The organism is Roseicitreum antarcticum (assembly GCF_014681765.1).
GTDB lineage: Bacteria > Pseudomonadota > Alphaproteobacteria > Rhodobacterales > Rhodobacteraceae > Roseicitreum > Roseicitreum antarcticum.
In genome coordinates this window covers 1,997,501-2,020,556 of sequence record NZ_CP061498.1, presented here as the reverse complement: position 1 = coordinate 2,020,556, position 23,056 = coordinate 1,997,501, and the positions used below count along the sequence as shown (strand labels likewise).

Here is a 23,056-nt window from a genome sequence, read left to right as displayed (position 1 = left end):
ACGAACGAACCACTGGAGGAGGAGAAGAGAGAATGAAACACATGAAAACAATGATCTGGGGCATGGTGACTGCGCTCGGACTGGCAGCGGCGCCGGTCAGTGCGCAAACATTCCCCGAACGCCCCATCACCATGGTCATCCCCCTGGGTGCCGGGGGCTCGCATGATCTGAACGCCCGGGTCATCACATCGGTGTTGCCGCAAATCCTGGGGCAACCCGTTGTGGTGCAATTGATGCCGGGTGCAGGTGGACAGACCGGTACGGCGGCGGCAGCGGCGGCGCCCGCTGATGGCTACACTTTGTTGTTCACCCACAACTTCATTGATGAACTGCAGCAGTTTGTGACCACATTGCCCTACACGCCAAACGAGGATTTCGTTGCGGTTTCGCGCACCAATACGGCGCAGCCGGTTCTGGTTGTGCGCAATGACAGCCCCTTCCAGACCTTCGAGGAATTGGTCGAACACGGGCGCGAAAACCCTGGTGACATGCGCTTTGGCCACAGCGGCAACTGGGGCGCATTCATGGTGCCCGGTCTGGCGTTGATGCAAGAAGCGGGCGTCGATGTAACGCTGATCCCGTATCAAGGCGGTGGCCCGGTGATTCAGGCGCTGCTGGCAGGCGATGTTGACTTTACCTTTGCGTTCCCGTCGGTGCTGTCGGGTCAGGACCTGCGCGCGTTGCTGGTCGTTGGCGAAGATGCAATTCTTGATGGTATCCCAACCACAACCGAACTGGGCTATGACCTCGTGTCCGAAATTGGTGTGATGCACCGCGTGGTTCTGGCCCCGGCTGGCACGCCGGATGACCGATTGGAAGTTCTGCGCAATGCCTTCGCACAGTTGAACGAGGATCCGACGTATCTGCAACTGTTGCAACGGCTGGATGAAAATTCGGCGATGATGGACGGGGCGGAATATAACAACATCCGTCTGGAGCAAGCCGAGAGCTACCGTGCGCTGGTCGAGTCCTTCACGCAATAAGGGCTTTCGCGATCCGGTTCGCACCGGGTAGCATTTAGGACGGTCCCGTGCTGCGGGGCCGTCCTTTTCATTGTGCTGAGGGGGTATCCAGTTGCCCGACAAGCTGGTCATAAGCCAGATACAGCCGCGTAAAGTCTTGTGTCATCATGCCCAGCGGCCCAGCCTGCGCCAACAGTGCGGCGGTCAGATTGACATAGGGGGAAGCCTGGTCCAGATCGGCGAACAACGCGCGCGCCATGTCCAGGTCCTTGGCCAGATTGCCAGCAACTGAACGGCCATCATAGGTGCCTGACACAATGTGATCGGGAAAGCGCCGCTCGCTGACAAAACTGCGCGCATTGCCTGCATTCAATACCTCTACCGCGCGCTCCAGCGGGATGCCGGCCGCCGTCGCCGCGCGACACCCTTCGGTGGTAGCAAGAAAAATGGTGTGGCAGATCATGTTGTGCACCAGCTTCATCGTATGGCCGGCGCCCGCAGGACCAACGTGGAAAATCTGTGCCGCGATCTGGTCCAATGCGGGTTGCGCGCGCGCCAGTGCGTCGTCTGAGCCGCCGATCATCAGTGTCAGGCTCCCACTTTGGGCCCCGGCTGCGCCGCCGCTCATGCCAGCGTCCAGATATGCCGCGCCACAGGCTTGCGCCCGGGCGGCCAGATCTTTGGTTGTTCGCGGGTCCGATGTCGTAAGATCCACCATGACCCGGCCGGGCGGACCATCCAGGATGCCCGTTTCGAACAAATCCGAAATCTGGGCACTACCGGGCACGGCGAAGAACAAGATGTTACATTCTGCGACGGCCCTGATCCCCGCCTTGCAGTCCGAGAATGGCGCAAGTGCGGCCTCGCGGCTGTCCCAAACCGCGCCCAGCAACCCGGCCTGTGCCAGTTTCGCCGCGATGCCAGCGCCCATGTTGCCCAGGCCAACGACGGCGCAGCGCATTATTCTGCTGCCTTGCGGCTGGCTTCCATCAGGTCGGCCAATTGCGCGATCGCATGGTTTGAGAGGGGTAGATCTACCGGCGCACCGATCTCGGCAGATAAGTCAGCTGCGCGGTAGGTCTGCATCACCATACGGGCGTGTTCCGGCGCGACCATCACAGGCCGGTCCATCAGCACACTTTCCAGGAAATGCAGCGTCTCTGGTCCCATTTGCCCCGCGAAAACATGATCAACCTGTTCGCCTGGCATCGTGGACATGGGATAGGACGTGCCATCCGCCACTGTGTTCAGCCATTTGTCGCGATGAGTGTCGTCGAGGAACAACGCGCCTTCGGTCCCCGTGATCTCGATCCAGGTGGCACAGAAGTTGGGATAGCTTGGTGGCAGGTTCCAGCCGCCGCCGACCACCACCAACATGCCGTTGTCCATGGTAACCGTGGTCCACATCGTATCATACGACCCGTTGACGTCCTTCATGTAGCCATAGGATCCCTGCGAGTAGACGCGCACGGGTTTGGCTGGTTCCAGCAACCAGAAGACAAAATCCAGATCGTGGGTCGATTCCATTGCCGCCGGTGAAAGACGCACCCGTGACGCGATTTTCTTGCCGAGCGTACGCGACAGGTGGCGGCTGACCATCACATTGACCACGCGGCCCAGCGTGCCGTCCGCGATCTTTTTCTTGGCATAGGCCATCTTGGTGTTGAACCGCTGCGAGTAACCGATGGTGAACTTGACGTTATTGTCGTTGGACAATTGGATCAGTTCATCTGCTTCCCAGAACTCCATCGCGATAGGTTTTTCCAGCAGCACATGTTTGCCCGCCTTCAAACAATCCCGCGCGATGGGGTAATGCGTGCTTTCCGGCGTGGTCGAGATATAGACAACGGATATGTCGGGATTGGTGATGATGTCTTGGTAGTCCAAGGTCGCCGTCGCCGGGTTGGTCAGCGCCTGCACCTCGGCCAGCCGCTCGGGGCGGATTTCGCAGATATGCAGTTTGTCCACCAAGGCTGAATTGGCCAGTGTTTCCGCGCGAATACCCCCGCACCATCCCGTTCCGATAACCGCGACTTCAACCTGTTTCATGCGTTTCCCCTCCCTGCACGTCTGTGTCGCACCTGCGTGGCACGACCCTTGGCGCATCCTAACCACCCCCCGGCAGTGGAGGTAATGATTTGTCGCGGATGTGCCGATCAGCTTTTCTGATGCAGGGCCGGTCGGCGGGTCTAAGTCAGCGGAGGGGCTGTCGAGGGAGGCGCCTCGGTCTGTGCGCCATTCATCACAACGGAAAGCATGGAGTAATATCCGATGATTCCCAACAGGTCGATCACGCCCTGTTCGCCAAACAGCGCCCGCGCGCGGTCATGCGTTGCATCCGACAACCGCTTGCCGGAAAGCAATTCCATGGTCACAGCGTGCACCACGCTCTCATCCTCTCGTACGAAAGAGGGGGGGCCACCGGCTGCCAATGCGGCGACTACGTGGGCGCCGATGCCATGTTCCTGTGCAATTGGTGCGTGAATGGCCCATTCAACCGGCTGATGCCAATGCCGCGCGGTGCACAAGATTGCCAGCTCCGTCAGCCGCTGCCCGATGGTGCTGTCGTACCGCAAATGCGCACCGACATGCTGAATGCGGTCCATCAGTTCTGGGCTGCGCATGAGGGGCACAAAAGGGCTGACAATGGCCTTGCGCGGCCCATCAAGCATGGCTTGCACGCGGTGGCGTTGGGCGTCGGTCCAATCCGCTGCGGGAATGGGCGGGTAGCGGTCGCGGCCCATTTCCTTCATCCCAACCCCTCCCACAGTGCGGTGAGGTCACGTGTTGCATCCACATTCGGCAAAGCGGCTGCGATGGCGTAGCGCCCACCGCTGAACAACAGCGGGCTTGCACTGTCGTCAAAGCTGGCGCGATGCACCTGACCGATCATGATGTGATGATCCCCTGCCGGGATGATCTGTGCCAGATCGCATTCGAATTGGGCCAATGTGTCCGCCAGAATGGGGCAGCCGCCATGACCCTGGGTGTGGGCTATCCCCTCGAACTTGTTGATCTTGGGCGTTGCAAAATGGTGGGACAGCGCTGCCTGATCTTGCGTCAGAATGTTGATGGCAAAGACCCCCGCCTCTTGGAACGCGGCAAAGGATGGGGCCTGATTTCGGATGCTCCACAACACCAGCGGTGGATTGAGCGACAGAGCGGAAAAGGAATTTGCCGTCATCCCCTCCTGTTGCCCGTCTGGGGTGCGCGTGGTTATCACGGTGACACCGGTCGGGAACTGGCCCAAGGCCCGCCGGAACAGCCGGGGATCAGGCGGGGGTGCGTTCTGGAATGTCAGGCTGTGTCGGGTCATGTCATCCTCATACGTCGCAACAATTGTCTTAGGACATGATCTCAGCTTTGCGGATACGTGGGAAACAAGAATATCTGTTGCCGGGTATCAGCGCAGCTTCAAGCTGATGCTTGCCAGCAGAAATAATGATTTCAATTGCACGTCGCAGGCTTGTATCGTTTTCGGAAGATAGGGGGGATTGGATGTCGGGACGAACACGCATCGGTGCAGTACGGAAAACGGGACGTATGGTCGGCCAAAGCGGACTGGGGGCAGCGGCGTTCGGCGATACGGTGCGCCCGAGGACGCGGGCATGACACAGGTATTCTCTGCCAGCCGCCTAACGGAATTTGTTGCTGCCATCTTGCAAGCCGAGGGGCTGCCGCCTGCGGATGCTGCCACAGTCGCTGGCCTGATGGTCGAGGCAGATTTGCTGGGCGGTGACGGACACGGCGTTTTCCGTCTGCCGCGGTATCTGGAGCGGTTGCGTGCCGGCGGGTTCAACGCCCGCCCGAACATTCGCATTGAACGCGAACGGGGTGCGATGGCCGTGGTTGACGGTGACAATGGCTTTGGCCACTTGGTCATGAAATTCTGCGCGGACGAGGCCGTCCGGCGCGCGCGCAGCCACGGCGTAGGCTGGGTGGGCGCGCATCATTCCAATCATGCGGGAGCTGCGGGGGTTTATGCCATGATCCCCCTGGCCGAGGACATGATCGGTCTTTATGTTGCTGTGGGCAGCGCCAATCATATGGCCCCATGGGGCGGCCTGGAATCGTTGCTCAGTACCAATCCGATTGCCGTCGCGGTTCCCGCGACAGGGCGCAAGTCGGTGCTTCTGGACATGGCGACCACGGTTGCGGCCTATGGCAAGGTCAAACTGGCCGCGCAGCGCGGCGAGATGATGCCGCCCGACTGGATGATCGATGTCGATGGCAACCCCTTGACCGACCCTGCCCGCGCCGCTGAGGGTTTGTTGATGCCCATTGGCGGACCAAAGGGTTATGGGTTGTCGCTGATTTTTGGCTTGCTCGCCGGTACGCTCAACGGGGCGGCGCTGGGCCGTGACGTGATCGATTACAACCATGACGATGACAGTGTTACCAACACCGGTCAGTTCATCGTGGCCATTGATATTGCCAGCTTCACCGATCTGGACAGGTTCAAGGCCGAGGTCGCCCGCATTGGGGATGAGATGACAGGTTCTGCCCGGCGTCCGGGGTTCGATGCCATCCGCTTGCCGGGAGAGCGGGCATTGACCATACGCGACCAGCGGCTGGCGGATGGTGTTCCGCTTCCGGCGTCCATGGTGCAGAAATTGGACGATATCGCAAAAGGCTGTGGTGTGGCGCCCCTGCAGAAAGGCCAAGCATGACCGACAAAACCGCAATGATCCGCACAACGGAGTCGATTCACCACTTCGACCGGGGCAACGGCGTTGTCACGCGTTTGTTTTGCAACGAAGAAATTTGTGGTGCGCAGGTCACCACCGGCACGACATCCTTGCCCGTGGGCAAAAGTGTGGCCATGCATCATCATAATTGCGATGAACAGATCGTCATTCTTGCAGGCCGTGCCGAGGCCGAGTTTCAGGGGCAGCGCCGTCCTATTGGCCCGATGGAAGTCGCATATATCCCCAAAGGGGAAGTGCATTGCTTTCACAATGTCGGGGATGAACCCGTCGTCATGCTGTTCATCTACGATGCGGGCGAAGTGACACGCACCTTCGAGGCGACTGGTGAGACGGTGGTCCACCTTGCCGCAGGCGATCGCGCGCAGCCCAAGGGGTGAGTGCAGATCCGGCCCGTCGTCGCGCAGCGCAGAACCGTCAACGGAGCCGTTTGGCACGGGTCTTTTGGCGCGGTATCGTCAACGCGCTGGCCCTTCCGGCGTGGATCGTGGGATTTGGCCAGTTTGGCGTAGGGGCCTTGGGCGCTGATATTGGACTGCCGTTGACAATGGTCACGCTTTCCACGCCGCTTGTCTGGGCCGGACCAGCGCAATTCGTGTTGTTCGGCGGGCTGGCCGCCGGGGTGGGATTTCTGACGATTGTGGCGGCGGTATCGCTTACCGCCATTCGGCTGTTGCCCATGGGTATTTCAGTTCTGACGCTGTTGCGGCAACCGGGGCAGGGGGTCGCCATGCGGCTTACCCTGGCGCATCTGGTGGTGGTGACCACATGGGTTGAGGGCATGAAGGTCCTGCCGGGCATGGCCCGTCGTGATCGGGTGGCGTGGTACCTTGGGTTCGGGTTGGCTTGCGTCATTGTTTCGACCCTGATGACGGCGCTTGGATATGCCCTGAGCGCGGGGCTGCCGCGCTATATGGCGGCTGGGTTCATGTTTGTGACTCCGTTGTTTTTCCTGCTGTCTCTGATCGCTGCGGCGCGCGCCACACCTGATGTGATTGCCATAGGGCTTGGCCTTGTTCTTGGGGCGACGCTCGGCCCGCTGGTGGGCCCGGATCTGGACTTGCTGTTGGCGGGGGGCATCGGAGGATGCTTCGCCTTCGCTGTCTGGCGGTGGCGCAGATGACGGAGTTGGTGCAGGTTTTCGGACCCAACTGGCCCTTTCTGGCGCTTTTGCTGCTGGGTTTTGTGCCAAATGAGATCTGGCGCGTTGCCGCCGCGTTGTTGGTGCGGCGCATTGACGAGCATTCCAAGTTTTTTGTTCTGGTACGCCTTATTTCAACGTCGCTGGTGGCGGCGGTTGTCGCGAAGCTGCTGCTTCAGCCCCCGCCCGCCTTGGCCCTTATTCCGGTTTGGGGGCGGGCCGGGGCACTGGGTCTGGCAGTGCTGGTGTTCTTTATTGCGGGACGGTCTATGCTGTGGGCCATCTGCAGCGGCGTGGTCGTGACCATCGTTGCGGCCGCAGGGTTCAGTGCCTGAGGCGCTTGCCATACCCCTCCCTCTCCTTTCGCTTTCGGCGGCGACCACAGGATCGCTGGACACAGTATCGCCGACCATTGCGCAGCCATACCCTGCACTGATTGCCCCCAACACGAATTATAATTTTCGCAACCTCGTTGCCTTCCCTATCCTGACTCCGAGGAACGGGGGGGCGTAGATGGCGATCAGGAATGAAATCGGGCTGGCAATTATCGGCTGTGGAACAATCGGGCGTATCCGCGCGATTATCGCGCGGGATTATCCGGGGATCAGTTGGCTGGGTCTATGCGATATCAACCCCGAGCTGGGTCAAAAGCTGAAATCGGACAGTGACGCGGATTTTTTCACTACCGACTTTTATGAACTGTTGAACCGTCCGGAAGTCACTGCAGTTATCGTTGCAACCGACGAGAACAACCATGCCGCGCCCATTCTGGCCGCGACCGAGCGCAAGCAGGCATTGTTCATCGAAAAGCCCATTGCCACCGACGCGCGGGAATCCCTGCAGATTTTGCGCGCAATCGAGGCATCAGGCGTGGATGCGGTCATGGGGTACACCCAACGGTTCAGGCGCCGGTTTCTGGCGGTCAAGGAACGGCTTATCACGGGTCAGATTGGTGAGGTGCATTCCGTTGTCACCCGCGCTTTCATGAACCGGATGGTCCCCATCGCAACGGTATCGCGCACGCAAAATCGCCGCCATCTGACCCCCATGGTCGTGTCTGGCACGCATTCGTTGGACATGTCGATGTGGTTGATGGAGGGGAAATCCCCCGTGTCAGTTTATGCCAAATCCACAGACAAGGTAATGTCGCGATGGGGCACCAAGGATTCCACCTTCGGTATTTTCGAAATGGATGACGGCGCAATTTTTTCCATGAACATCTCCTGGGCGCTGCCCGAGGTTTGGCCGGGCTCGGTTTATGGGTTGGAAGTCGGCATCGTCGGCACCGAGGGGGTGATCGACATCGAGGATACACACCGCGATCTGGTTATGGCGACGAATGTTGCGCAGGGCGGCGGCTATGTGCCCGACGGCTACAGCGCTCCGGCGCGGCATGTCGATTTTCTGACCAGCTACCCGCCGGGCGATCTGCATCTCAGCCAGCTTTGGGGGCCGATGCGCGAAGAAACCGTCAGTTGGTATCAACGCCTGTGCATGAACCAGCCGACCCCGCATGCGACAGCGCAGGACGGACATCGCAATCTGATCCTGACCATGGCGATGGATCTGTCGGCCCGGCGTGGTCAGCCCGTAGAATTGCCGGTCGACCCGGAAGAATTGATGGCCGAGGACTAGTCAGCACCCACCTCTGCATCCCGAAGGCTGGATGCCGTCACTCTATCGTTTTGGCCGCGTCCTTTGACAGGATTGCAGTCGGCCTGCCGCCCAGAAAGAGGGAAAACTCTCATGCGACTTGGTTACTTTACAATGCCCATTCATCCGCTTGGTAAAGATTGGCGTCAGTGCCTGCACGAGGACCAGGCAGCCTTTGTTCTGGCTGATGAACTGGGCTTTGCCGAAGGGTATGTTGGCGAACATGTCACGGATGCTGCGGAAAACATAACCTCGTGCATGGTGTTCATCGCGTCCTTGGTCGGACGGGTGCACACAATGCGGCTGGGCACCGGCACCGTCAATCTACCCAATACGCACCCCGCACACGTGGCGGCGCAAGTTGCGATGCTGGATCATTTGCTGGATGGCAGGCTGATTTTCGGGATCAGTCCCGGTGGCCTTCTGTCGGACGCCGAGATTTTTGGAAACCTCGACAATGACCGCAACGCCATGTTCTTGGAAGCGATCGACATGGTTCTTGCAATGTGGTCGCAAGACCCTCCCTACGATCTGAATGGGCGTTTCTGGACCATTTCGACAGCACGCACCCTGATGGCCGATATCGGTCAAGGCATTGTCGGCAAACCACTGCAACGTCCGCATCCGCCTATTGTTGTCACGGCGGTTGCCCCGTTTTCCAAGGGTGTTACCGCAGCGGCGGCGCGCGGATGGGAGCCGATATCTGCGAACTTCCTGATGCCCAAATGGGTGGCGTCGCATCGTGGCTGCTACATTGAGGGGTGCACGCAAGGTGGGCGCGCTGCTGACTTGGGAAATTGGCGGGTGGCAAAAAGTATCTTTGTTGCGGACGATCCGGCAAAGGCCCGGGAATATGTTCTGGGCGCGAACAGCCCCTACGTTCATTATTACCACCAATTGTTGACCAAACTTAAGAAAAATGGCCGGTCCAACCTGTTCAAGGAAGATCAGAGCATGCCCGACGAAGAGGTGACACTGGACTATGTGATGGACCGGCTGGTCACTTTCGGCACCCCCGACAAGGTCGCGGATGAACTGTTGGCCTTTCGTGAAGAAACGGGGCAGTTTGGAACCTTGCTGTATGCAGGGCACGATTGGGTCGACCCCGAACTGGCACGGCGGTCCCAAGTCTTGATGGCCGAAAAAGTGCTGCCTTTGGTCAATGATGCTGAAAAAAACGCAACTGAGGCTGCGCAATGACCCGGGAAATCGTCAAATCAGGAGATGCGACGCTGTCGGTCAGGGTAGATGGTGCTGCAGGCAAGCCGTGGGTCATCCTGTCCAATGGGTTGGCCACAGATCTGCACATGTGGGATGATCAGATTGATGCCCTGTCGCAAAGCCATCGGATCATCCGGTATGATACGCGCGGCCACGGTCAGAGTTCGGCGCCGCCGGGTCCATATGACTTTGAGGTTCTGGTTGCCGACATGCTGGCTGTGTTGAACCATGTTGGCGCTGATGCCGCCGACGTCATCGGCCTGTCGCTAGGCGGAATGACCGCGCTGGGGCTGGGGCTGGCACATCCTGACCGTGTGCGGCGTATGGTCGTTTGTGATGCCCGCGCCGATAACCCCCCAGCTTTTGTGGCAGGATGGGATGATCGCATTGCAGCGATTGAGCAGGCTGGCATGGAAGCTCTTGTTGCGGGTACGATGGCGCGATGGTTTACTCCGGGCGCGAGACCTGAGGTCAGGACGAGGGCCGAAGCCATGATCCGCGCGACGTCCGTCGCGGGGTACACCGGATGCGCGCGGGCGCTTCAGGGGCTAAGTTACCTATCGCGCTTGTCTGAGTTGCGGATCCCAGTCCTCTATATTGTGGGTGAACTGGATGAGGCGGCACCGCCTGCTGCGATGCAGGTCATGGCAGGCGCCACGCCGCAGGGGCAGTTGGTTGTCTTGCCGGGCCTTGCTCATATCCCCACAATGGAAAGCCCCGGGGCGTTTCGCGATGCCGTTCTCCCTTGGCTGGCAGCCTGAGAAAGGAAAAACGATGCTGAATATTGCAATTGTCGGCTTTGGTTGGTGGGGGCGTCATATCTTGATGAGGCTAAAGGGGCATGCCAGCCTGAACGTCGTTCTGGTGGTCGAGCCGAATGTCGCACTGCATGATGATGTGCGCGCGATGGGTGCCCGGGTCTTGGAAAGCTATGACACTGCGCTGTCGGATCCCGACGTTCAGGCTGTTGTCCTGACTACGCCGCACATGCTGCACGAAGAGCAGGTTTTGGCCGCTGCTGCTGCGGGCAAACATGTGTTTTGTGAAAAGCCGCTGGGCATGACTGCCGCAAGTGCGCGGCGCTCGGTCGGCGCGTGCCGGGATGCGGGGGTTGTGCTGGGCATCGGGCACGAACAACGCTTTGATCCCGCGATGCAACGGTTGAAGGCGCTGGTGGCAGAAGGTGATCTAGGCACGATCATGCACGCCGAGGCCGCATTCAGCCACAACAAGCTGACCGGCGTGCCACTGGGCGGTTGGCGCACATCCAAAGAATTTTCACCAGGCGCGGGCATGACAGGGATGGGCATTCATTTGACGGATCTTTTGATCTGGTTGTTTGGCCCGGTCAGTACTGTACAGGCCCAGGTGCGGGACCGGACGCTTGGCTGGCCGACCGGCGATATGGTTGTGGCGCAGTTGGGGTTTCAGGCGGGCAACACGGCGCATTTCCAAGCCATCCTCAACACACCGCATTTCATGCGCTTTGCGGCTTTCGGCGCCGAAGGCTGGGCCGAGGCGCGCTATGCCTCGCATCCCGATACGCCGGGCGGGGAAATCCAATGGTCATATTGCACCAAAGGGAGCGCACCCCGACACGAGGTCTTGGAATGGACAGATGCGGTCGTGGCCAATCTGACGGCGTTTGCGGATGCGGTGTTGCGGGGAACGCCCTATCCGTGGACCGATGCAGAATTGATCGGTAATATCGCGGTCTATGAGGCGATTGTGCAATCCTCGGACCGAGGAGAGACCGTGCGGTTGTCGTGATGGTTGCATCTGTAGGCGGCCCCTGGCCAGTCCTCAGATGCGTCTGCCGCGCCCCGGCAAGGGCGCGGCGGTTTGTCAGGCGTTTGGCAAGGTCCAGCCCGCATCTGCCAACTGCTGGCGCAATGTACCTAGGTCAGCCTGCGGCAAGGGATCAAGGGGCGGGCGCAACTTGGCCATCTGCGGCATGTTCATGGCGTCAGCAAGCGCCGCCTTGACGGCCGGGATCAACGGGTAGCCGCCGAAAATGGCCCGAACCGCTGCGACCGATTTCTGCAACTCATCCGCTGCGGGAGTGCCCAATACATCAATGAGGGCACGAATGCCGGTGGGATTGATATTCCCGGATGCGGTAATGCAGCCCACACCGCCCAAGGCATGGGACTTGACCAACATACCCTCTGATGACGGAAAGATGCTGAAGCCTGGAAAGCGCTTGAGCATCGCTTCGGTGTTGGACCAGTCGCCCGAACTGTCCTTGATGCCCAGAACCGTATCTGGGTAATCGCGGATCAGGCGTTCAATCAGGTCGTGGGGAATGCCCACACCAGTATTTTGCGGGATATGATATAGCCAAAGCCCGAGGTCTGGGGCGCCAACCCCTTCGATGACAGCGGCGTACCACGCATAAAGCCCGTCAACCGATACAGGTTTGTAGTAGAATGGCGGCAATGCCAGAACTCCGCCACAACCCAGAGTCATCGCGTGCTTTGTAAGGGTGATTGTGTCCATCAAAGATGGCATTCCAACCCCCGGCATCAGTACATCCGCAGGGACGCCCGCTGCCACAAGATCATCCAACAAGGCCATCCGCTCGGTCATGCTCAGGGAATTTGCTTCGCTTGTCGTGCCAAATACCGCAAGTCCGTTCGCGCCGTTCGCCAAGAGCCACTTGCAAACATGCACGAACGCCGCGCTGTCAGGTTTAAGATCAGCGGTGAACGGCGTGATTGCGGGCACAAGCAGTCCGCTGAAGCGTTTCGCAGCCATGATGGTGTCCTTTCCAGTGTCTTGTGCGCATTTGCCCGGGGCCGTGCGCAGCTCGAAGCCGTGCTTGCCCCAAAGCCGCTTGCCTTGGTGTTCCGGGTATGCGATTGATGCACGGAATTTGTCAACTGAAATATCAGACTTGACATCCATCATTGAAAAATGCCTATTAATTGCTGTGCTTGCGGTACGGTTTGTCGGTGTTAAATACGCGACTTTGTAGGCAAAAGGCAGAAGAAATACGATGCAGACATCTGATAAACCCCGTGATCTTGCTAGAGACAGCGTATATCAGAGGCTGCGTTCAGATGTTCTGTCATGCGAGTTGCGGCCCGGCCAATTGCTGCAAGAGCGTGATCTTGTCGGGCAGTTTGAGGTCAGCAAATCCCCCATCCGTGATGCACTTCTGAAATTGGAAGAACAGGGGCTGATCGAGGTTCTGCCACGCAAGGGCTACCGGGTGCGGCCCATCGACATCAGTGACGTGCGGGACATGTACGGTCTGCGCCAAATCCTGGAAAGTGAATGCATCGCTTTGTTGATTGAGACCGCGTCTGACGAGGTGCTTGAGGGGCTGGAGGTGTTCCGGAACGGACCGCCTAGCCCTGATCTGGCCACCTGGATCGACTATAACCGGGCGTTTCACACGTATATCGCGGTAAACTGTGGAAACGCGCGTTTGGCGCGCATTGCTCAGGAGACGATCGAACAATTTGATCGCCTGACCTATGTCAGTGTCACCAGTTCTGATGATTTGTCGCTGGATCTGTTCGTGCGCGAACACGGTGAAATCATTGATGCCATCCGCGCGGGCAACAAGCGACTGTCCATCGCGCGCGCGCGCTATCACATCCAAAGTTCGCGCAAGCGGGTTTTGGACAGTCTGCGACATGCGTCGATCATCGACTCCAGCCCCTCGGCGCGCTGAAGGCGCGGCTGCCGCCATTCTCAACGGAGATCTGAACATGACCAAAAATCCTCATGCCGCATGGCCCGACGGACTGCTGGACGACATGAATGCCAACCAGTTCAGTGGCGTTGTCGGCAGCGTGCTTGTATCGGAAACCGACCGTGTGCGTGTCTGGCACCTGCATTTGCCCGCAGGAAAGCGGTGCGCCTTTCACAGGCATGTTCTGAACTATTTCTGGACGTGCCACAGTCACGGGAAGGCGCGCGGTTATTTTGAGGATGGCGCCGTGAAGGATGTGTCTCATTTCCCTGGCGATACAAAGCACTTCGACTTTGGTCTGGGCGAATACATGCTGCACAGCGTTGAGAACATCGGTGATACGGATTTGCTCTTCACCACTGTTGAATTCAAGCAAAGCGCCAACACGCCATTGCCGGTGCCCGAGGGCATTCGCCTGGCCGAAGCGGTCTGATCCGGATAAGGAATCCTCACGCATGTATGCACCTTCAGGCGTCAAGACTGGCCCCGGTGTGGCCGTTCCAGAAACCATGAAAGCCTGGGTTCTGGGCGACCCTGACCAATTGATGCGGGTTGAAAAGCCTACGCCCGTACCTGGCCGCGCCGAGGTGCTTGTACGCATCGACGCGGTTGCGATTTGCGCCACTGATCTGGATGTCATCTCGTCCGGGCCGCCCGCCATCATTCAAGGTGGATTGCCCTTCAACAAGAACTTCACCCCCGGTCACGAGTACATGGGTACAGTCGCAGCCCTGGGGCCGGGCGTTGATGAATTTGCGGTGGGCGACCGCGTGACTGTGGAAATCCATGCCGGTTGTGGGCAATGCAAACGGTGCAGGATGGGCATGTACACGTCATGTCTGAACTACGCCAAAAACTATGGCGATGTGAACAAGGGACACCGCGCCAATGGCTTCACCACCGATGGCGGTTTTGCGTCCTATGCCATCAACAATATCAACACGCTGATTAAGATCGGCGATGAAATGTCAGATGAAGAGGCGACGCTGGTCGTCACGGCGGGCACATCCATGTACGGTCTGACCGAGCTGGGCGGCTTGATCGCGGGTGAGGCGGTTGTGGTTTGCGGGCCGGGGCCGATCGGCTTGCTTGGTGTCGCAGTTGCGAAATCGCTTGGAGCTTATCCGGTGATCCTGACTGGTACGCGCGACAACCGGTTGCAGGTTGGCTTGGAACTTGGCGCCGATCATGTTGTCAATGTACGCAACCAAGATCCGATTGACGCGGTGATGGCCATAACTGGTGGCAAGGGTGTGGACTATGTGCTGGAATGCTCCGGTGCGCAGGGCGCGATCGATGTGGCTGGCAAGATGCTGAACCGGGGCGGAAAGATCTGCCTTGCGGCGTTTCCGCATGAACCGGACCTGATTGATGTGGCCTATTTGGTGCGCAACAACATTTATGTCTACGGCATTCGCGGCGAGGGAAAATCCGCGACGCACCGCGCCCACGCGTTCATGGCAGCCAAGCGATTTGATGCGACCAAGATTCACACCCATACATTCGATATGGATGATCTGCCAACTGCCCTGCGCTACGCCCGCGAACGGGTCGAGGACGCCATCAAGGTGGTCGTTAAAAACCCGCGCTGACGCGATTGCGCGACACTGACAGACGGCCCTGAACGCCCCGTTGGGTGGTTCATAAATTCGGTCTGAATCAGCCATTCCTCAGCTCGTCTGGGGGATGGCTTTTTCTTTTCAAATCTTTTTAATTCAGTGTTTTAGGTTCCTATCCCCTTCGGGGATTCCCGTCATCTGAAAACCTGATGGAGGGCTTTGCAAATGCTAATCACCGGTTCGTTGACGGACTCCTGTCGGTCTGTCATCGTTTTTTTCAGCGAGCCGGGAGGATAGCACACAACAACGTGCGAAGGGGAATTGGCGTCGTCGGCGCCACGGCCGCATCAGGGAGAATGGACAATGAGCAACGGATTTGACCGCCGCACATTTTTGGGCGGCGCAGGAATGGCTGCAATCACCATCACCATGCCGGGCGTCGCGCGCGCGCAGAGTTACCCCGCACGCCCTGTCACTGTTGTGATCATGTATGCGGCGGGGGGTGGCACCGACGTGCTGATCCGTAAACTTGCCGAAGAAATGGCCAATGTGCGCGGCTGGGACGTCAGCATCGCCAACCGGCCCGGCGCAGTTGGTGGCATCGCGACTCAATACGTGGGCGCACAGCGCCCCGATGGCTACAACATTCTGGGCGCGGCGAACTACAACAAATTCGTGCGCGTATTGGGCCATGTGCCCGCGCAGCCCGCGCCATGGGAGCAATGGGCATTCATGAAGGCGGGCAATGCGATTGCCAGTTGGTCGGTGCCCGTCGACTCACCGTTCCAGACGCTTCAAGACGTTATTGATGCCGCGCGTGCCGAGCCGGGACGAATTAGCGTTTCAACGTCCGGCACTGGCGGGATCTGGCATGAAATGGCGTTGCTGATCGCATCTTTCGCCCAGATTGAACTAAGGTATGTGGCCTATCAGGGCGGTCAGCCCGCAACGCTGGCGGGGCTGCAGGGCGAAGTTGATATTGCCGGCGGCGGGGTGCACGAACACATCGAGCTGGTGCGTGCGGGCCAAATGCGGATGCTTCAGCATACGGGCACCGAAGATATCGTTCTGGATGACGGAACCGTGCTGCCGACGGTCGCGAACCTGATCCCGCAACTGGCGCCGTTCCTGCCGATGGGGCCGACCTACAACATGATTGTGCGTCGCGACACACCGCCTGAAATCCTGGGGGAGATTCAGTCTGCCTTCGTTGATGCGGCGAATTCCGATGAATTCCGCACCTTCCTTGAAGCCCGGTTTTTCCAGCCCGACGTAAAGATCGGGGAAGCGGCGGACCGCGAAGCTGCAAGCATGGAAGTGGTCACGGTCGATCTCTTTAACCAATATGCTGATCAGATCGGGTCTGACGTCATTTCGGCCGAGGCGTTGGGCTTGCCCGACCCTGACGGGTTTGCCGCATGGTGGCCACCGCAGGGCTACAAGCCGCTTGACCTGTGAAGGCTGGGCCCGCTGTGAGCAGTCCTGACAAAACCGAATTCGCCGGCGAGGAAGAGGGGGCGGGCTATGCCGCCCCCAGCGTTGACCTAATTGCCGCGATCCTGCTGATCGCATTATCGGGGTGGTATGTCTGGGAAGCCCTGGGCTTTCGCGCCCCTGGTGGCTGGCGAACGGGACCGGGGCTGGTGCCCGCTGCGGCGGGGATCAGCCTGATGCTGATGGCTGTTGGTCTAGGCTTTACGGCCATACGACGTTGGGGACAGGCGCAAGCCCCGGTCAATCCTGAACTTGACGAGGATTCGATCAGTGACCCGTTTCGCACTGGAATGCTGATCGGGGTGATCTTCATCTACCTGCTCGCCATGGATGCGATCACCTTTGGGCTGCAAGGCTATCTGGGTGGTCTCTACATTGTCATCGGGGCGTTCGAGATTGCGACAGTCTTGTGCCTGTCCGTGCTGATGAAGCTCTATTGGAATGGACCATTATGGATCATCGCCACGGTAGCGGTTCTGTGGACGGCTGCGCTTAGCCTGATCTTTCGAAATGTTTTCCTGATCTCACTTCCGGGCTGACCCAAATGATTGACGCTTTCGCTCAAATTCTAACGCCGTGGCTGCTGCTTATGGCCTTGACCGGGGTGTCGTTGGGCATCGTTTGGGGTGCACTTCCGGGACTGTCTACCACCATGGCCATGGCACTGCTGATTGGTCTGTCGACTGGCATGTCACAGGACAGCGCCATTGTTTTCATGCTGGGGGTCTACACTGGCAGTGTGTTCGGCGGCGCAATTTCGGCGGTGCTTATCAATATCCCCGGGACACCCGATGCCGTGCCCACGATGATCGAGGGCAATGCGCTTGCCAGGCGCGGCGAAGGCGGGCAAGCGCTGGGCATGGCGATTGCCGGGTCATTTATCGGCAACTGGGTCGGTATATTGCTGCTGGTGGCCTTTATCCCGGTCGTGCTGGTTTTCGCGCTACAATTCCGGTCATGGGAAATGGCGTTGCTGGCCATGATCGGCATATCAATCTGCGGGTCCATGGCCTGTGGCGCGATGCCGTTGAAGGGCTGGATCGCGGGGTGGTTGGGTATTCTGGTGGCCTTGGCCGGGCTGGACCCGATGTATGCGGTGCCGCGCTATACCTTCGGCGTGCCCGAGCTGATGGACGGGGTCAATTATGTGGCGGTGCTGGTCGGGCTGTTTGGATTGACCGAGATCTTGCGGGTTCTGCCGCGGCGTGAACAACCCGTCATTCCGACAAACGTCGGGCGGGTCGTTCCGTCTTTTCGCAAACTGATGCGTTACAGTGCTGCCGCTGTACGGTCTGGGGCGATTGGCGCTGTAACCGGTGCCATCCCCGGCGCTGGTGCGAATGTGGCATCGTTCCTGTCCTATGACATAGGACGCCGCTTTGCCCGGCCTGAAGAGAAGGCGAAATGGGGCAAAGGCAGCTATGAGGGGATTGTTTGCGCCGAGGTTGCGAACAACGCCAATGTAGGCGGGTCCATGTTGCCGACGCTGACCTTGGGCATTCCGGGCAATGCCGCCGCTGCCGCTTTGATCGCGGCGCTTGCGCTCAACAACGTTGTGGTTGGACCAACGATCGAGGTGGACCACCCGGGAATGTCCCGACCGATGTTGAAGTTCGTTATCTGAAGGGTGGCGTTGCTCTCCCTGAGCCGTAGGCTCGGGGTGTTCAATCCAGATGGAGAGCAACACCATGAAAACATCTACCACATCCCCGCTGGCCCTGGCCAGCAAGGCCGAGCTGACGGCGGCAGTCGAAGAGGCCCGTGATGCGGTCGGGGCGAGCTTCGAGCGGTTCTGCCTGGTCGCGGGTCTCGCCAGCCTGACGCAGATGCTGGAGGAGGACGCGACGGCGCTGGCCGGGGCCCCGCATGCGCGCAGTGCCGACAAGCAGGGGTATCGCTGGGGCCGCACGCGGGGCCCGGTGGGCTTTCACGGTGGCAAGGTGGAACTGGAGCGTCCGCGGGTGCGATCAAAAACCACCGGCAAGGAGCTGTCGCTGCCAAGCTGGCAGGAAGCTGCGCAGGCCGGCTGGCTGGAGCAATGGGCGATGAGCCTGATGCTGATGAATGTCGCCACGCGCAAAGTCGGCCGCGCCGTGCGTCTGCCCGAGGCCGGGGTGCCGTCCGAGGCGGGATCGGGGCTGTCGAAATCCGCAGTCTCACGGCGGTTCAAGGCGCTGACCCAGGCGCGCATGGACGCATGGATGGCCTCTGATCTGTCTGCGCTCGACCTGCTGGTGATCCAGATCGATGGTCTGCACATGGGGGACAACCTGCTGATGCTGGGCGCGATCGGGATCGATGCCGACGGCCGGAAACACCCGCTGGGCGTGGTCGAAGGCGCGACGGAGAACGCTGCGACCGTGCAGGCGTTGTTGGACAACCTGATCGAGCGTGGGCTCGAACCCGCAGTCTGTCGGCTGTTCATCGTAGATGGCGCCAAGGCCCTGACCAAGGCGATCCGCCGGACCTTTGGCGCGGACATTCCGATCCAGCGCTGCCAGGTCCACAAGGCTCGCAACATCACCGAGCGACTCAATCCCAAGCTTCACGCCGCTGTCCGCCGCGCCCTGCGCCAGGCCTGGGAGCTCGATGATGCCGACAAGGCCGAACGTCTTCTGCGCACCCTCGCGCGCCGCCTCGAACTCGAGGCGCCCGGCGTGTCGAAGAGCATCCTCGAGGGCCTCGACGAGATCCTCACCGTGACCCGCCTCGGCCTGCCGCCCGAACTGCGCCGCTCACTGGCTTCGACAAACATCGTCGAGTCTATGAACGCGGTGATCAGACAGGTCTGCCGGAACGTGAAGCGCTGGCGCGACGCGAAAATGGCGCTGCGCTGGACCGCTGCGGGCATGCTCGAGGCCGCCAAGGGCTTTCGTCGCCTCAAGGCCCACAAGCAATTGCCCGTCCTCAAGGCAGCACTGGAGAAGCATCGCTCCAAACCCGAAGACGCCGTTGACCAGGTGGCAGATGCCGCGTAACCCTGAAATCAGCAGCGTCCCCCGTCGCGCTTTTCAACATCGAGCGGGACATTCCCGACCACCCCGGCCTCATCTATTTCATCTATGCGGCGCTGATAGTGGCGAACTTGCTGATGTATGTCGCGGCGCTGGCGCTGATCAAACCCTGCGTCAAGCTTTTCAGCCTGCCGCGCGGGGTGTTGATGCCCTTGATCCTGCCGATCTGCGTGATCGGGGCCTATTCCGTAAGGCTGAGCATGTTTGACGTCTGGGTGATGTTCGCATCTGGCCTTGCCGGGTTGGCGTTGCGGCACTTTCGGTTTCCGATTGCCCCGATTGTGCTGGGGGTAATTCTGGCACCCATGGTTGATGAAAACCTGCGCCGCGCGCTGTTCGTGTTTGAGGGAGAGTCCTTTGGTTTTGTTGTCTCACAATGGGTGGGCACGGTGCTGGTCTTCGCGCTGATTGCAATTTTCGCCGAGGGCATCCTGCGACTGGTGCGCAGCGGGCGTCCTGAAGCAGCCGAGTAACGTAGAGGGGCAGGTATGTCACAAACCCAACAGACAAGCGGTAGTGTGCGCTTCAAAGATCGCCGCGCGCTGATCACGGGGGCGGGGGGAGGCATCGCGCGCGCGCTGGCCCTGCGGCTTGCCGCCGAGGGGGCCATAGTGGCTGTGACGGACATAGACATCGAGCGCGCGGAACGCACGGCGCAGGCCGTGCGTGATATCGGTGGGCGGGTCGTTGCGCTGGCCGCTGATGTGACCGACCGCGCCTCGGTGAATGGCATGGTGGCCGGTGCAGTGCAGGAGATGGGCGGGATTGACATACTGGTCACTTGCGCGGGCGGATACACTTCTTACGCAAGGTTTGATGAACTTGCCGATCAGGACTGGGATCAGGTTATCGCGTTGAACCTACGTAGCGTGTTCTTGTGCTGCACCGCCGTGTTGCCACACATGAAGCAGGTGGGCTGGGGGCGCATCGTGAACCTTGGGTCGCTGGCGGGGCGTTCGACCAGTGCTGGTTCGTCACCCGCCCATTATGCTGCCGCCAAGGCAGCCGTGGCCATGATGACGCAATATCTGGCAAAGGACATGGCACCCCATGGGATTACCGCCAATACGGTTGCGCCAGGCACCACCAGGACCGAGAGGGTGAATGCCCTGCTGACGCCTGAAAAAGAGGCCATATTTGCCCGCATGACGCCCGTGGGCCGATTGGCCGAGCCGGAAGATATCGTTGGTACCATCGCGTTTCTGGCCAGCGATGACGCCGCATATGTGACGGGCGCGACGATTGATGTGAATGGTGGCCGGCTGATGTTGGTTTGAGGGGGCAGTTTTATGGGGCACATGCGGATCGGTGGCTATCAAGGGCCAAAATCCATCTTGACGGCAGGCCTGAACCGGTTTGTCGCGGAACTGCATCAAGCGCTGGGCAACGATCTGCAAGTCGACCGGATCGACGATGTGACCGCGACGGGCATGTCCGCAAAAGACCTGTTTGCCGGAATCGAAAGCGGGTCATTCCATATTGGTTATATGGCGTCGGGGTACCTGACGGCGCGGGTTCCTGAACTGGCGGTGATTGATCTGCCGTTTTCCCAAAGTGATCGCCACGCCGCTTATGCTGCGCTGGATGGGAAGGCTGGCGCGATCCTGCGGGCGGCCATTCACCGGGAAACGGGCTATCGGCTGTTTGGGTTCTGGGACAACGGATTTCGGCACCTGACCAACCACGCACGCCCTCTGCGCACCTGCGACGATTGTGCAGGCCTTGTGGTTCGAACGCTCGATAACCGGATCTATCAGGAAACCATGGCCGCGATGGGGTTTACTCCTGTTGTCACCGATGTCCGCGAATTGCGCGATGCGGTCATGTCAGGCCGCGTTGATGCGCAGGAAAATCCACTGACCAATTCGGTCGTGTTTGAACTTTATCAAAAGCACCGGCATCTCAGCATGACTGGCCATTTCTTCGGGGCCGTTCTGCTCCTGTGCAACGCCGATTGGTTCAACAGCTTGCCCATTTCAACACAGGCAGCGCTGGAGACGGCGGCGGATCTGGCAACGACGGAGCAGCGGCGCCTGGCCGAGGCGCAGGACAGTGACGCGCTGGCCGTGTTGCAAGCACAAGGTGTCCAGATACTGACCCAATCAGAGCTGGACATGGCGGGATTTCGCGCGGCCTGTGCACCGATTGTGGCGCGCGAACGCGCCATGCTGGACCCCACGTTGGTGGCTTCCTACCTCAGCGGAGGATGAGCTTCCAAGCCCCCTAGCGCTAGCCGGGATGATGCCAGCACAAGAAGCAGTATCGTTCTACGGCTGTCGTTGGCTAACCTTACCACTGTCGCAATTGACCGAGATGGCTGTGTGGGGTCGCTTGGTTGCGGGCGGCGACGCTGCGCCGCCCGCGATAGGTTCAAGATTATTCAGGCAGGATCACGGCGTCGATGACGTGGATGACGCCATTGCTTGCTTCGATATCTGCCGTGGTGACAGTTGCGCCGTCAACCGTAACGGTATCGCCCAGTTCGATCGTAACCGACTGGCCGTTCACGGTCTCAGCCATCATGCCGTCGGTCAGGTCGGTCGACATGACCGCACCGGGGACCACGTGATAGGTCAGAATCGCAGTCAGCGCCGGGATGTCGGCCAGAAGGGCCTCGACAGTCCCTTCGGGCAGGGCGGCAAATGCCTCATCCGTCGGGGCGAAGACGGTAAACGGCCCTTCGCCTTTCAGCGTCTCGACCAGCCCAGCCGCTTCGACGGCGGCGACCAGCGTGGTGAAGTTGCCAGCCTCGACAGCAGTGTCGACAATGTCCTTGGCTGCCATGTGGTTGTCCGCGAAGGCGGGCAGGGCAAAGGCAGATGCGGCGGTAATCGAAAGAATCGTGTTACGGATCATGGTAATACTCCCGTCGTGTTGCTGCTCAAGTTGAACAGTGATCCGATTACGGGGTCAGGCGGGGCGCAGATCAGCGATATCTCGGATCAACTTTCGCACAGGCGACGTTGAAGAGGGCAGGCCGGGGCCTAAGCCGTGCGACGCGACGATTTCGAATCAAATGCCTGTGACAGATCGTGAATGATCCGGCGTGGTCTGAAAGCAAAGATCCGCATGACGTTGCTTTCTAATAGCGTCTTCACGCGCAGTAGTGGGTTGGCTGCCAGCGACATGGCTGACCCTCCCTGGCTGGGGGCTGCGATAGCCAGTATCTCATGGTCGCAATGCTTGATATCAGCTGGCTCTGCTGCCTTCATGGTCTGCACGAACGTTGTCGAGCAAACCATGAAGCTTCCCATGCGTGCACAGAGAGCAGCAACACCTCTCGTGTTGGCGCGCGGGTACTACGGTATGTTGCCGACCTTGCTGAGCGTACCAATGTCGAGACCCAGACCGACGATCGTGTCCTCGATGGTGCAAGTCGTATCGTCCAGCCACATGCCGAAAGGGGGCTTCGTATAGATGGCCGTTTGCGCGATGCTCGGCCTACGGGTTAGTGCCGTGTGTGAAGTAACCGGCTGCTTCATCAGGATCTGCCCGGCTTAGGCAGGAACGCTTTATGCAAGGACTGGTATGCGCAGCCATTGGTGGGGGCAGCGACATGGACACTGTCAGCGCCAGGAACCGAGGCCCGATATGATGGGGCCT

The 23,056-nt window shown here is 59.7% G+C and carries 25 protein-coding genes; 19 read left to right on the top strand and 6 right to left on the bottom strand.

All coding sequences use genetic code 11. The features are described from left to right. Positions 1–32 precede the first annotated feature (32 nt). Positions 33–983 carry a Bug family tripartite tricarboxylate transporter substrate binding protein gene (locus tag H9529_RS09695; RefSeq protein WP_092890006.1) on the top strand — a complete coding sequence of 317 codons (951 nt, stop codon included), beginning with the start codon at positions 33–35 and terminating at the stop codon, positions 981–983. Positions 984–1,050: 67 nt separating this feature from the next. Here H9529_RS09695 and H9529_RS09690 read toward each other — a convergent pair whose 3' ends face one another. The 4 genes from H9529_RS09690 to H9529_RS09675 form a co-directional block, all read right to left on the bottom strand. Next, a complete protein-coding gene (locus H9529_RS09690) occupies positions 1,051–1,923 on the bottom strand; it encodes an NAD(P)-dependent oxidoreductase (protein ID WP_092890003.1) in 873 nt (290 codons plus the stop codon). Beyond that, positions 1,923–3,011, bottom strand: a complete 1,089-nt coding sequence (locus H9529_RS09685; protein WP_092890000.1) for a Gfo/Idh/MocA family protein — start codon at positions 3,009–3,011, stop codon at positions 1,923–1,925. Before H9529_RS09685 ends, H9529_RS09690 begins: the two co-directional genes overlap by 1 nt. Positions 3,012–3,151: 140 nt before the next feature. After that, positions 3,152–3,715, bottom strand: coding sequence for a carboxymuconolactone decarboxylase family protein (locus H9529_RS09680; protein ID WP_218132151.1), 564 nt, complete (start codon positions 3,713–3,715; stop codon positions 3,152–3,154). Continuing rightward, the gene (locus H9529_RS09675; RefSeq protein ID WP_092889997.1) at positions 3,712–4,278 is read right to left on the bottom strand and encodes a flavin reductase family protein; all 567 of its coding nucleotides are present in this window, start codon (positions 4,276–4,278) and stop codon (positions 3,712–3,714) included. The genes H9529_RS09680 and H9529_RS09675 overlap by 4 nt, the downstream gene beginning before the upstream one ends. A 292-nt stretch (positions 4,279–4,570) precedes the next feature. On the opposite strand from H9529_RS09675, the gene H9529_RS09670 reads away from it, so the two are divergent. From H9529_RS09670 to H9529_RS09635, 8 genes are all read left to right on the top strand, one after another. Further along, positions 4,571–5,632: an Ldh family oxidoreductase gene (locus tag H9529_RS09670; RefSeq protein WP_092889993.1), complete on the top strand. Its 1,062-nt coding sequence runs from the start codon at positions 4,571–4,573 to the stop codon at positions 5,630–5,632. Continuing rightward, complete coding sequence (locus tag H9529_RS09665) at positions 5,629–6,048, top strand: cupin domain-containing protein (RefSeq protein ID WP_092889990.1); 420 nt, start codon at positions 5,629–5,631, stop codon at positions 6,046–6,048. The genes H9529_RS09670 and H9529_RS09665 overlap by 4 nt, the downstream gene beginning before the upstream one ends. A gap of 50 nt (positions 6,049–6,098) precedes the next feature. Next, positions 6,099–6,791 (top strand): AzlC family ABC transporter permease, encoded by a 693-nt coding sequence (locus H9529_RS09660; RefSeq protein ID WP_092889987.1) that lies wholly within the window; start codon positions 6,099–6,101, stop codon positions 6,789–6,791. Beyond that, positions 6,788–7,144, top strand: a complete 357-nt coding sequence (locus H9529_RS09655) for an AzlD domain-containing protein (RefSeq protein ID WP_092889984.1) — start codon at positions 6,788–6,790, stop codon at positions 7,142–7,144. Before H9529_RS09660 ends, H9529_RS09655 begins: the two co-directional genes overlap by 4 nt. A gap of 178 nt (positions 7,145–7,322) precedes the next feature. After that, positions 7,323–8,444 carry a Gfo/Idh/MocA family protein gene (locus H9529_RS09650; protein WP_092889981.1) on the top strand — a complete coding sequence of 374 codons (1,122 nt, stop codon included), beginning with the start codon at positions 7,323–7,325 and terminating at the stop codon, positions 8,442–8,444. A gap of 63 nt (positions 8,445–8,507) precedes the next feature. Further along, positions 8,508–9,662 (top strand): LLM class flavin-dependent oxidoreductase, encoded by a 1,155-nt coding sequence (locus H9529_RS09645; protein WP_223814124.1) that lies wholly within the window; start codon positions 8,508–8,510, stop codon positions 9,660–9,662. Beyond that, complete coding sequence (locus tag H9529_RS09640) at positions 9,659–10,444, top strand: alpha/beta fold hydrolase (protein ID WP_092889975.1); 786 nt, start codon at positions 9,659–9,661, stop codon at positions 10,442–10,444. The genes H9529_RS09645 and H9529_RS09640 overlap by 4 nt, the downstream gene beginning before the upstream one ends. Positions 10,445–10,457: 13 nt before the next feature. Next, positions 10,458–11,453, top strand: coding sequence for a Gfo/Idh/MocA family protein (locus H9529_RS09635; protein ID WP_176847138.1), 996 nt, complete (start codon positions 10,458–10,460; stop codon positions 11,451–11,453). A gap of 75 nt (positions 11,454–11,528) precedes the next feature. Here H9529_RS09635 and H9529_RS09630 read toward each other — a convergent pair whose 3' ends face one another. Further along, entirely contained in the window at positions 11,529–12,440 is a 912-nt protein-coding gene (locus tag H9529_RS09630) for a dihydrodipicolinate synthase family protein (RefSeq protein ID WP_092890553.1), read from the bottom strand. Between the two features lie 241 nt (positions 12,441–12,681). Here H9529_RS09630 and H9529_RS09625 point away from each other — a divergent pair, with 241 nt between their 5' ends. The 10 genes from H9529_RS09625 to H9529_RS09580 all read left to right on the top strand — a co-directional run bounded on the left by H9529_RS09625 (position 12,682) and on the right by H9529_RS09580 (position 21,663). Then, positions 12,682–13,365 carry a GntR family transcriptional regulator gene (locus H9529_RS09625; RefSeq protein WP_092889970.1) on the top strand — a complete coding sequence of 228 codons (684 nt, stop codon included), beginning with the start codon at positions 12,682–12,684 and terminating at the stop codon, positions 13,363–13,365. After that, positions 13,328–13,819: a cupin domain-containing protein gene (locus H9529_RS09620; RefSeq protein WP_223814123.1), complete on the top strand. Its 492-nt coding sequence runs from the start codon at positions 13,328–13,330 to the stop codon at positions 13,817–13,819. Before H9529_RS09625 ends, H9529_RS09620 begins: the two co-directional genes overlap by 38 nt. Positions 13,820–13,841: 22 nt before the next feature. Then, positions 13,842–14,978, top strand: coding sequence for a zinc-dependent alcohol dehydrogenase (locus H9529_RS09615; protein ID WP_092889964.1), 1,137 nt, complete (start codon positions 13,842–13,844; stop codon positions 14,976–14,978). A 330-nt stretch (positions 14,979–15,308) separates the two neighbouring features. After that, complete coding sequence (locus tag H9529_RS09610; protein ID WP_092889961.1) at positions 15,309–16,403, top strand: tripartite tricarboxylate transporter substrate binding protein; 1,095 nt, start codon at positions 15,309–15,311, stop codon at positions 16,401–16,403. 14 nt (positions 16,404–16,417) lie between these two features. Then, on the top strand, positions 16,418–16,978 hold the full coding sequence (locus H9529_RS09605; protein ID WP_176847135.1) for a tripartite tricarboxylate transporter TctB family protein: 561 nt from the start codon (positions 16,418–16,420) through the stop codon (positions 16,976–16,978). A 5-nt stretch (positions 16,979–16,983) separates the two neighbouring features. Beyond that, complete coding sequence (locus H9529_RS09600) at positions 16,984–18,063, top strand: tripartite tricarboxylate transporter permease (RefSeq protein WP_092889954.1); 1,080 nt, start codon at positions 16,984–16,986, stop codon at positions 18,061–18,063. A 64-nt stretch (positions 18,064–18,127) separates the two neighbouring features. Then, on the top strand, positions 18,128–19,417 hold the full coding sequence (locus H9529_RS09595; RefSeq protein ID WP_092893044.1) for an IS256 family transposase: 1,290 nt from the start codon (positions 18,128–18,130) through the stop codon (positions 19,415–19,417). A gap of 2 nt (positions 19,418–19,419) precedes the next feature. Then, complete coding sequence (locus H9529_RS09590; RefSeq protein WP_092892808.1) at positions 19,420–19,926, top strand: tripartite tricarboxylate transporter permease; 507 nt, start codon at positions 19,420–19,422, stop codon at positions 19,924–19,926. Between the two features lie 15 nt (positions 19,927–19,941). Beyond that, positions 19,942–20,730, top strand: coding sequence for an SDR family NAD(P)-dependent oxidoreductase (locus H9529_RS09585; protein WP_092892810.1), 789 nt, complete (start codon positions 19,942–19,944; stop codon positions 20,728–20,730). Positions 20,731–20,742: 12 nt separating this feature from the next. After that, positions 20,743–21,663: a TRAP transporter substrate-binding protein gene (locus H9529_RS09580; protein ID WP_092892812.1), complete on the top strand. Its 921-nt coding sequence runs from the start codon at positions 20,743–20,745 to the stop codon at positions 21,661–21,663. Between the two features lie 166 nt (positions 21,664–21,829). On the opposite strand, the gene H9529_RS09575 is transcribed toward H9529_RS09580, so the two are convergent. Then, positions 21,830–22,309 carry a fasciclin domain-containing protein gene (locus H9529_RS09575; protein ID WP_092892814.1) on the bottom strand — a complete coding sequence of 160 codons (480 nt, stop codon included), beginning with the start codon at positions 22,307–22,309 and terminating at the stop codon, positions 21,830–21,832. Positions 22,310–23,056: the final 747 nt, after the last annotated feature.

What these genes read in the sequence shown, in the direction of transcription:
- H9529_RS09695 (WP_092890006.1), top strand. Translation starts at nt 33, where the DNA reads ATGAAACACATGAAAACAATGATCTGGGGCATGGTGACTGCGCTCGGA.
- H9529_RS09690 (WP_092890003.1), bottom strand. Translation starts at nt 1,923, where the DNA reads ATGCGCTGCGCCGTCGTTGGCCTGGGCAACATGGGCGCTGGCATCGCG.
- H9529_RS09685 (WP_092890000.1), bottom strand. Translation starts at nt 3,011, where the DNA reads ATGAAACAGGTTGAAGTCGCGGTTATCGGAACGGGATGGTGCGGGGGT.
- H9529_RS09680 (WP_218132151.1), bottom strand. Translation starts at nt 3,715, where the DNA reads ATGAAGGAAATGGGCCGCGACCGCTACCCGCCCATTCCCGCAGCGGAT.
- H9529_RS09675 (WP_092889997.1), bottom strand. Translation starts at nt 4,278, where the DNA reads ATGACCCGACACAGCCTGACATTCCAGAACGCACCCCCGCCTGATCCC.
- H9529_RS09670 (WP_092889993.1), top strand. Translation starts at nt 4,571, where the DNA reads ATGACACAGGTATTCTCTGCCAGCCGCCTAACGGAATTTGTTGCTGCC.
- H9529_RS09665 (WP_092889990.1), top strand. Translation starts at nt 5,629, where the DNA reads ATGACCGACAAAACCGCAATGATCCGCACAACGGAGTCGATTCACCAC.
- H9529_RS09655 (WP_092889984.1), top strand. Translation starts at nt 6,788, where the DNA reads ATGACGGAGTTGGTGCAGGTTTTCGGACCCAACTGGCCCTTTCTGGCG.
- H9529_RS09650 (WP_092889981.1), top strand. Translation starts at nt 7,323, where the DNA reads ATGGCGATCAGGAATGAAATCGGGCTGGCAATTATCGGCTGTGGAACA.
- H9529_RS09640 (WP_092889975.1), top strand. Translation starts at nt 9,659, where the DNA reads ATGACCCGGGAAATCGTCAAATCAGGAGATGCGACGCTGTCGGTCAGG.
- H9529_RS09635 (WP_176847138.1), top strand. Translation starts at nt 10,458, where the DNA reads ATGCTGAATATTGCAATTGTCGGCTTTGGTTGGTGGGGGCGTCATATC.
- H9529_RS09630 (WP_092890553.1), bottom strand. Translation starts at nt 12,440, where the DNA reads ATGGCTGCGAAACGCTTCAGCGGACTGCTTGTGCCCGCAATCACGCCG.
- H9529_RS09625 (WP_092889970.1), top strand. Translation starts at nt 12,682, where the DNA reads ATGCAGACATCTGATAAACCCCGTGATCTTGCTAGAGACAGCGTATAT.
- H9529_RS09620 (WP_223814123.1), top strand. Translation starts at nt 13,328, where the DNA reads ATGCGTCGATCATCGACTCCAGCCCCTCGGCGCGCTGAAGGCGCGGCT.
- H9529_RS09615 (WP_092889964.1), top strand. Translation starts at nt 13,842, where the DNA reads ATGTATGCACCTTCAGGCGTCAAGACTGGCCCCGGTGTGGCCGTTCCA.
- H9529_RS09610 (WP_092889961.1), top strand. Translation starts at nt 15,309, where the DNA reads ATGAGCAACGGATTTGACCGCCGCACATTTTTGGGCGGCGCAGGAATG.
- H9529_RS09600 (WP_092889954.1), top strand. Translation starts at nt 16,984, where the DNA reads ATGATTGACGCTTTCGCTCAAATTCTAACGCCGTGGCTGCTGCTTATG.
- H9529_RS09595 (WP_092893044.1), top strand. Translation starts at nt 18,128, where the DNA reads ATGAAAACATCTACCACATCCCCGCTGGCCCTGGCCAGCAAGGCCGAG.
- H9529_RS09585 (WP_092892810.1), top strand. Translation starts at nt 19,942, where the DNA reads ATGTCACAAACCCAACAGACAAGCGGTAGTGTGCGCTTCAAAGATCGC.
- H9529_RS09580 (WP_092892812.1), top strand. Translation starts at nt 20,743, where the DNA reads ATGGGGCACATGCGGATCGGTGGCTATCAAGGGCCAAAATCCATCTTG.
- H9529_RS09575 (WP_092892814.1), bottom strand. Translation starts at nt 22,309, where the DNA reads ATGATCCGTAACACGATTCTTTCGATTACCGCCGCATCTGCCTTTGCC.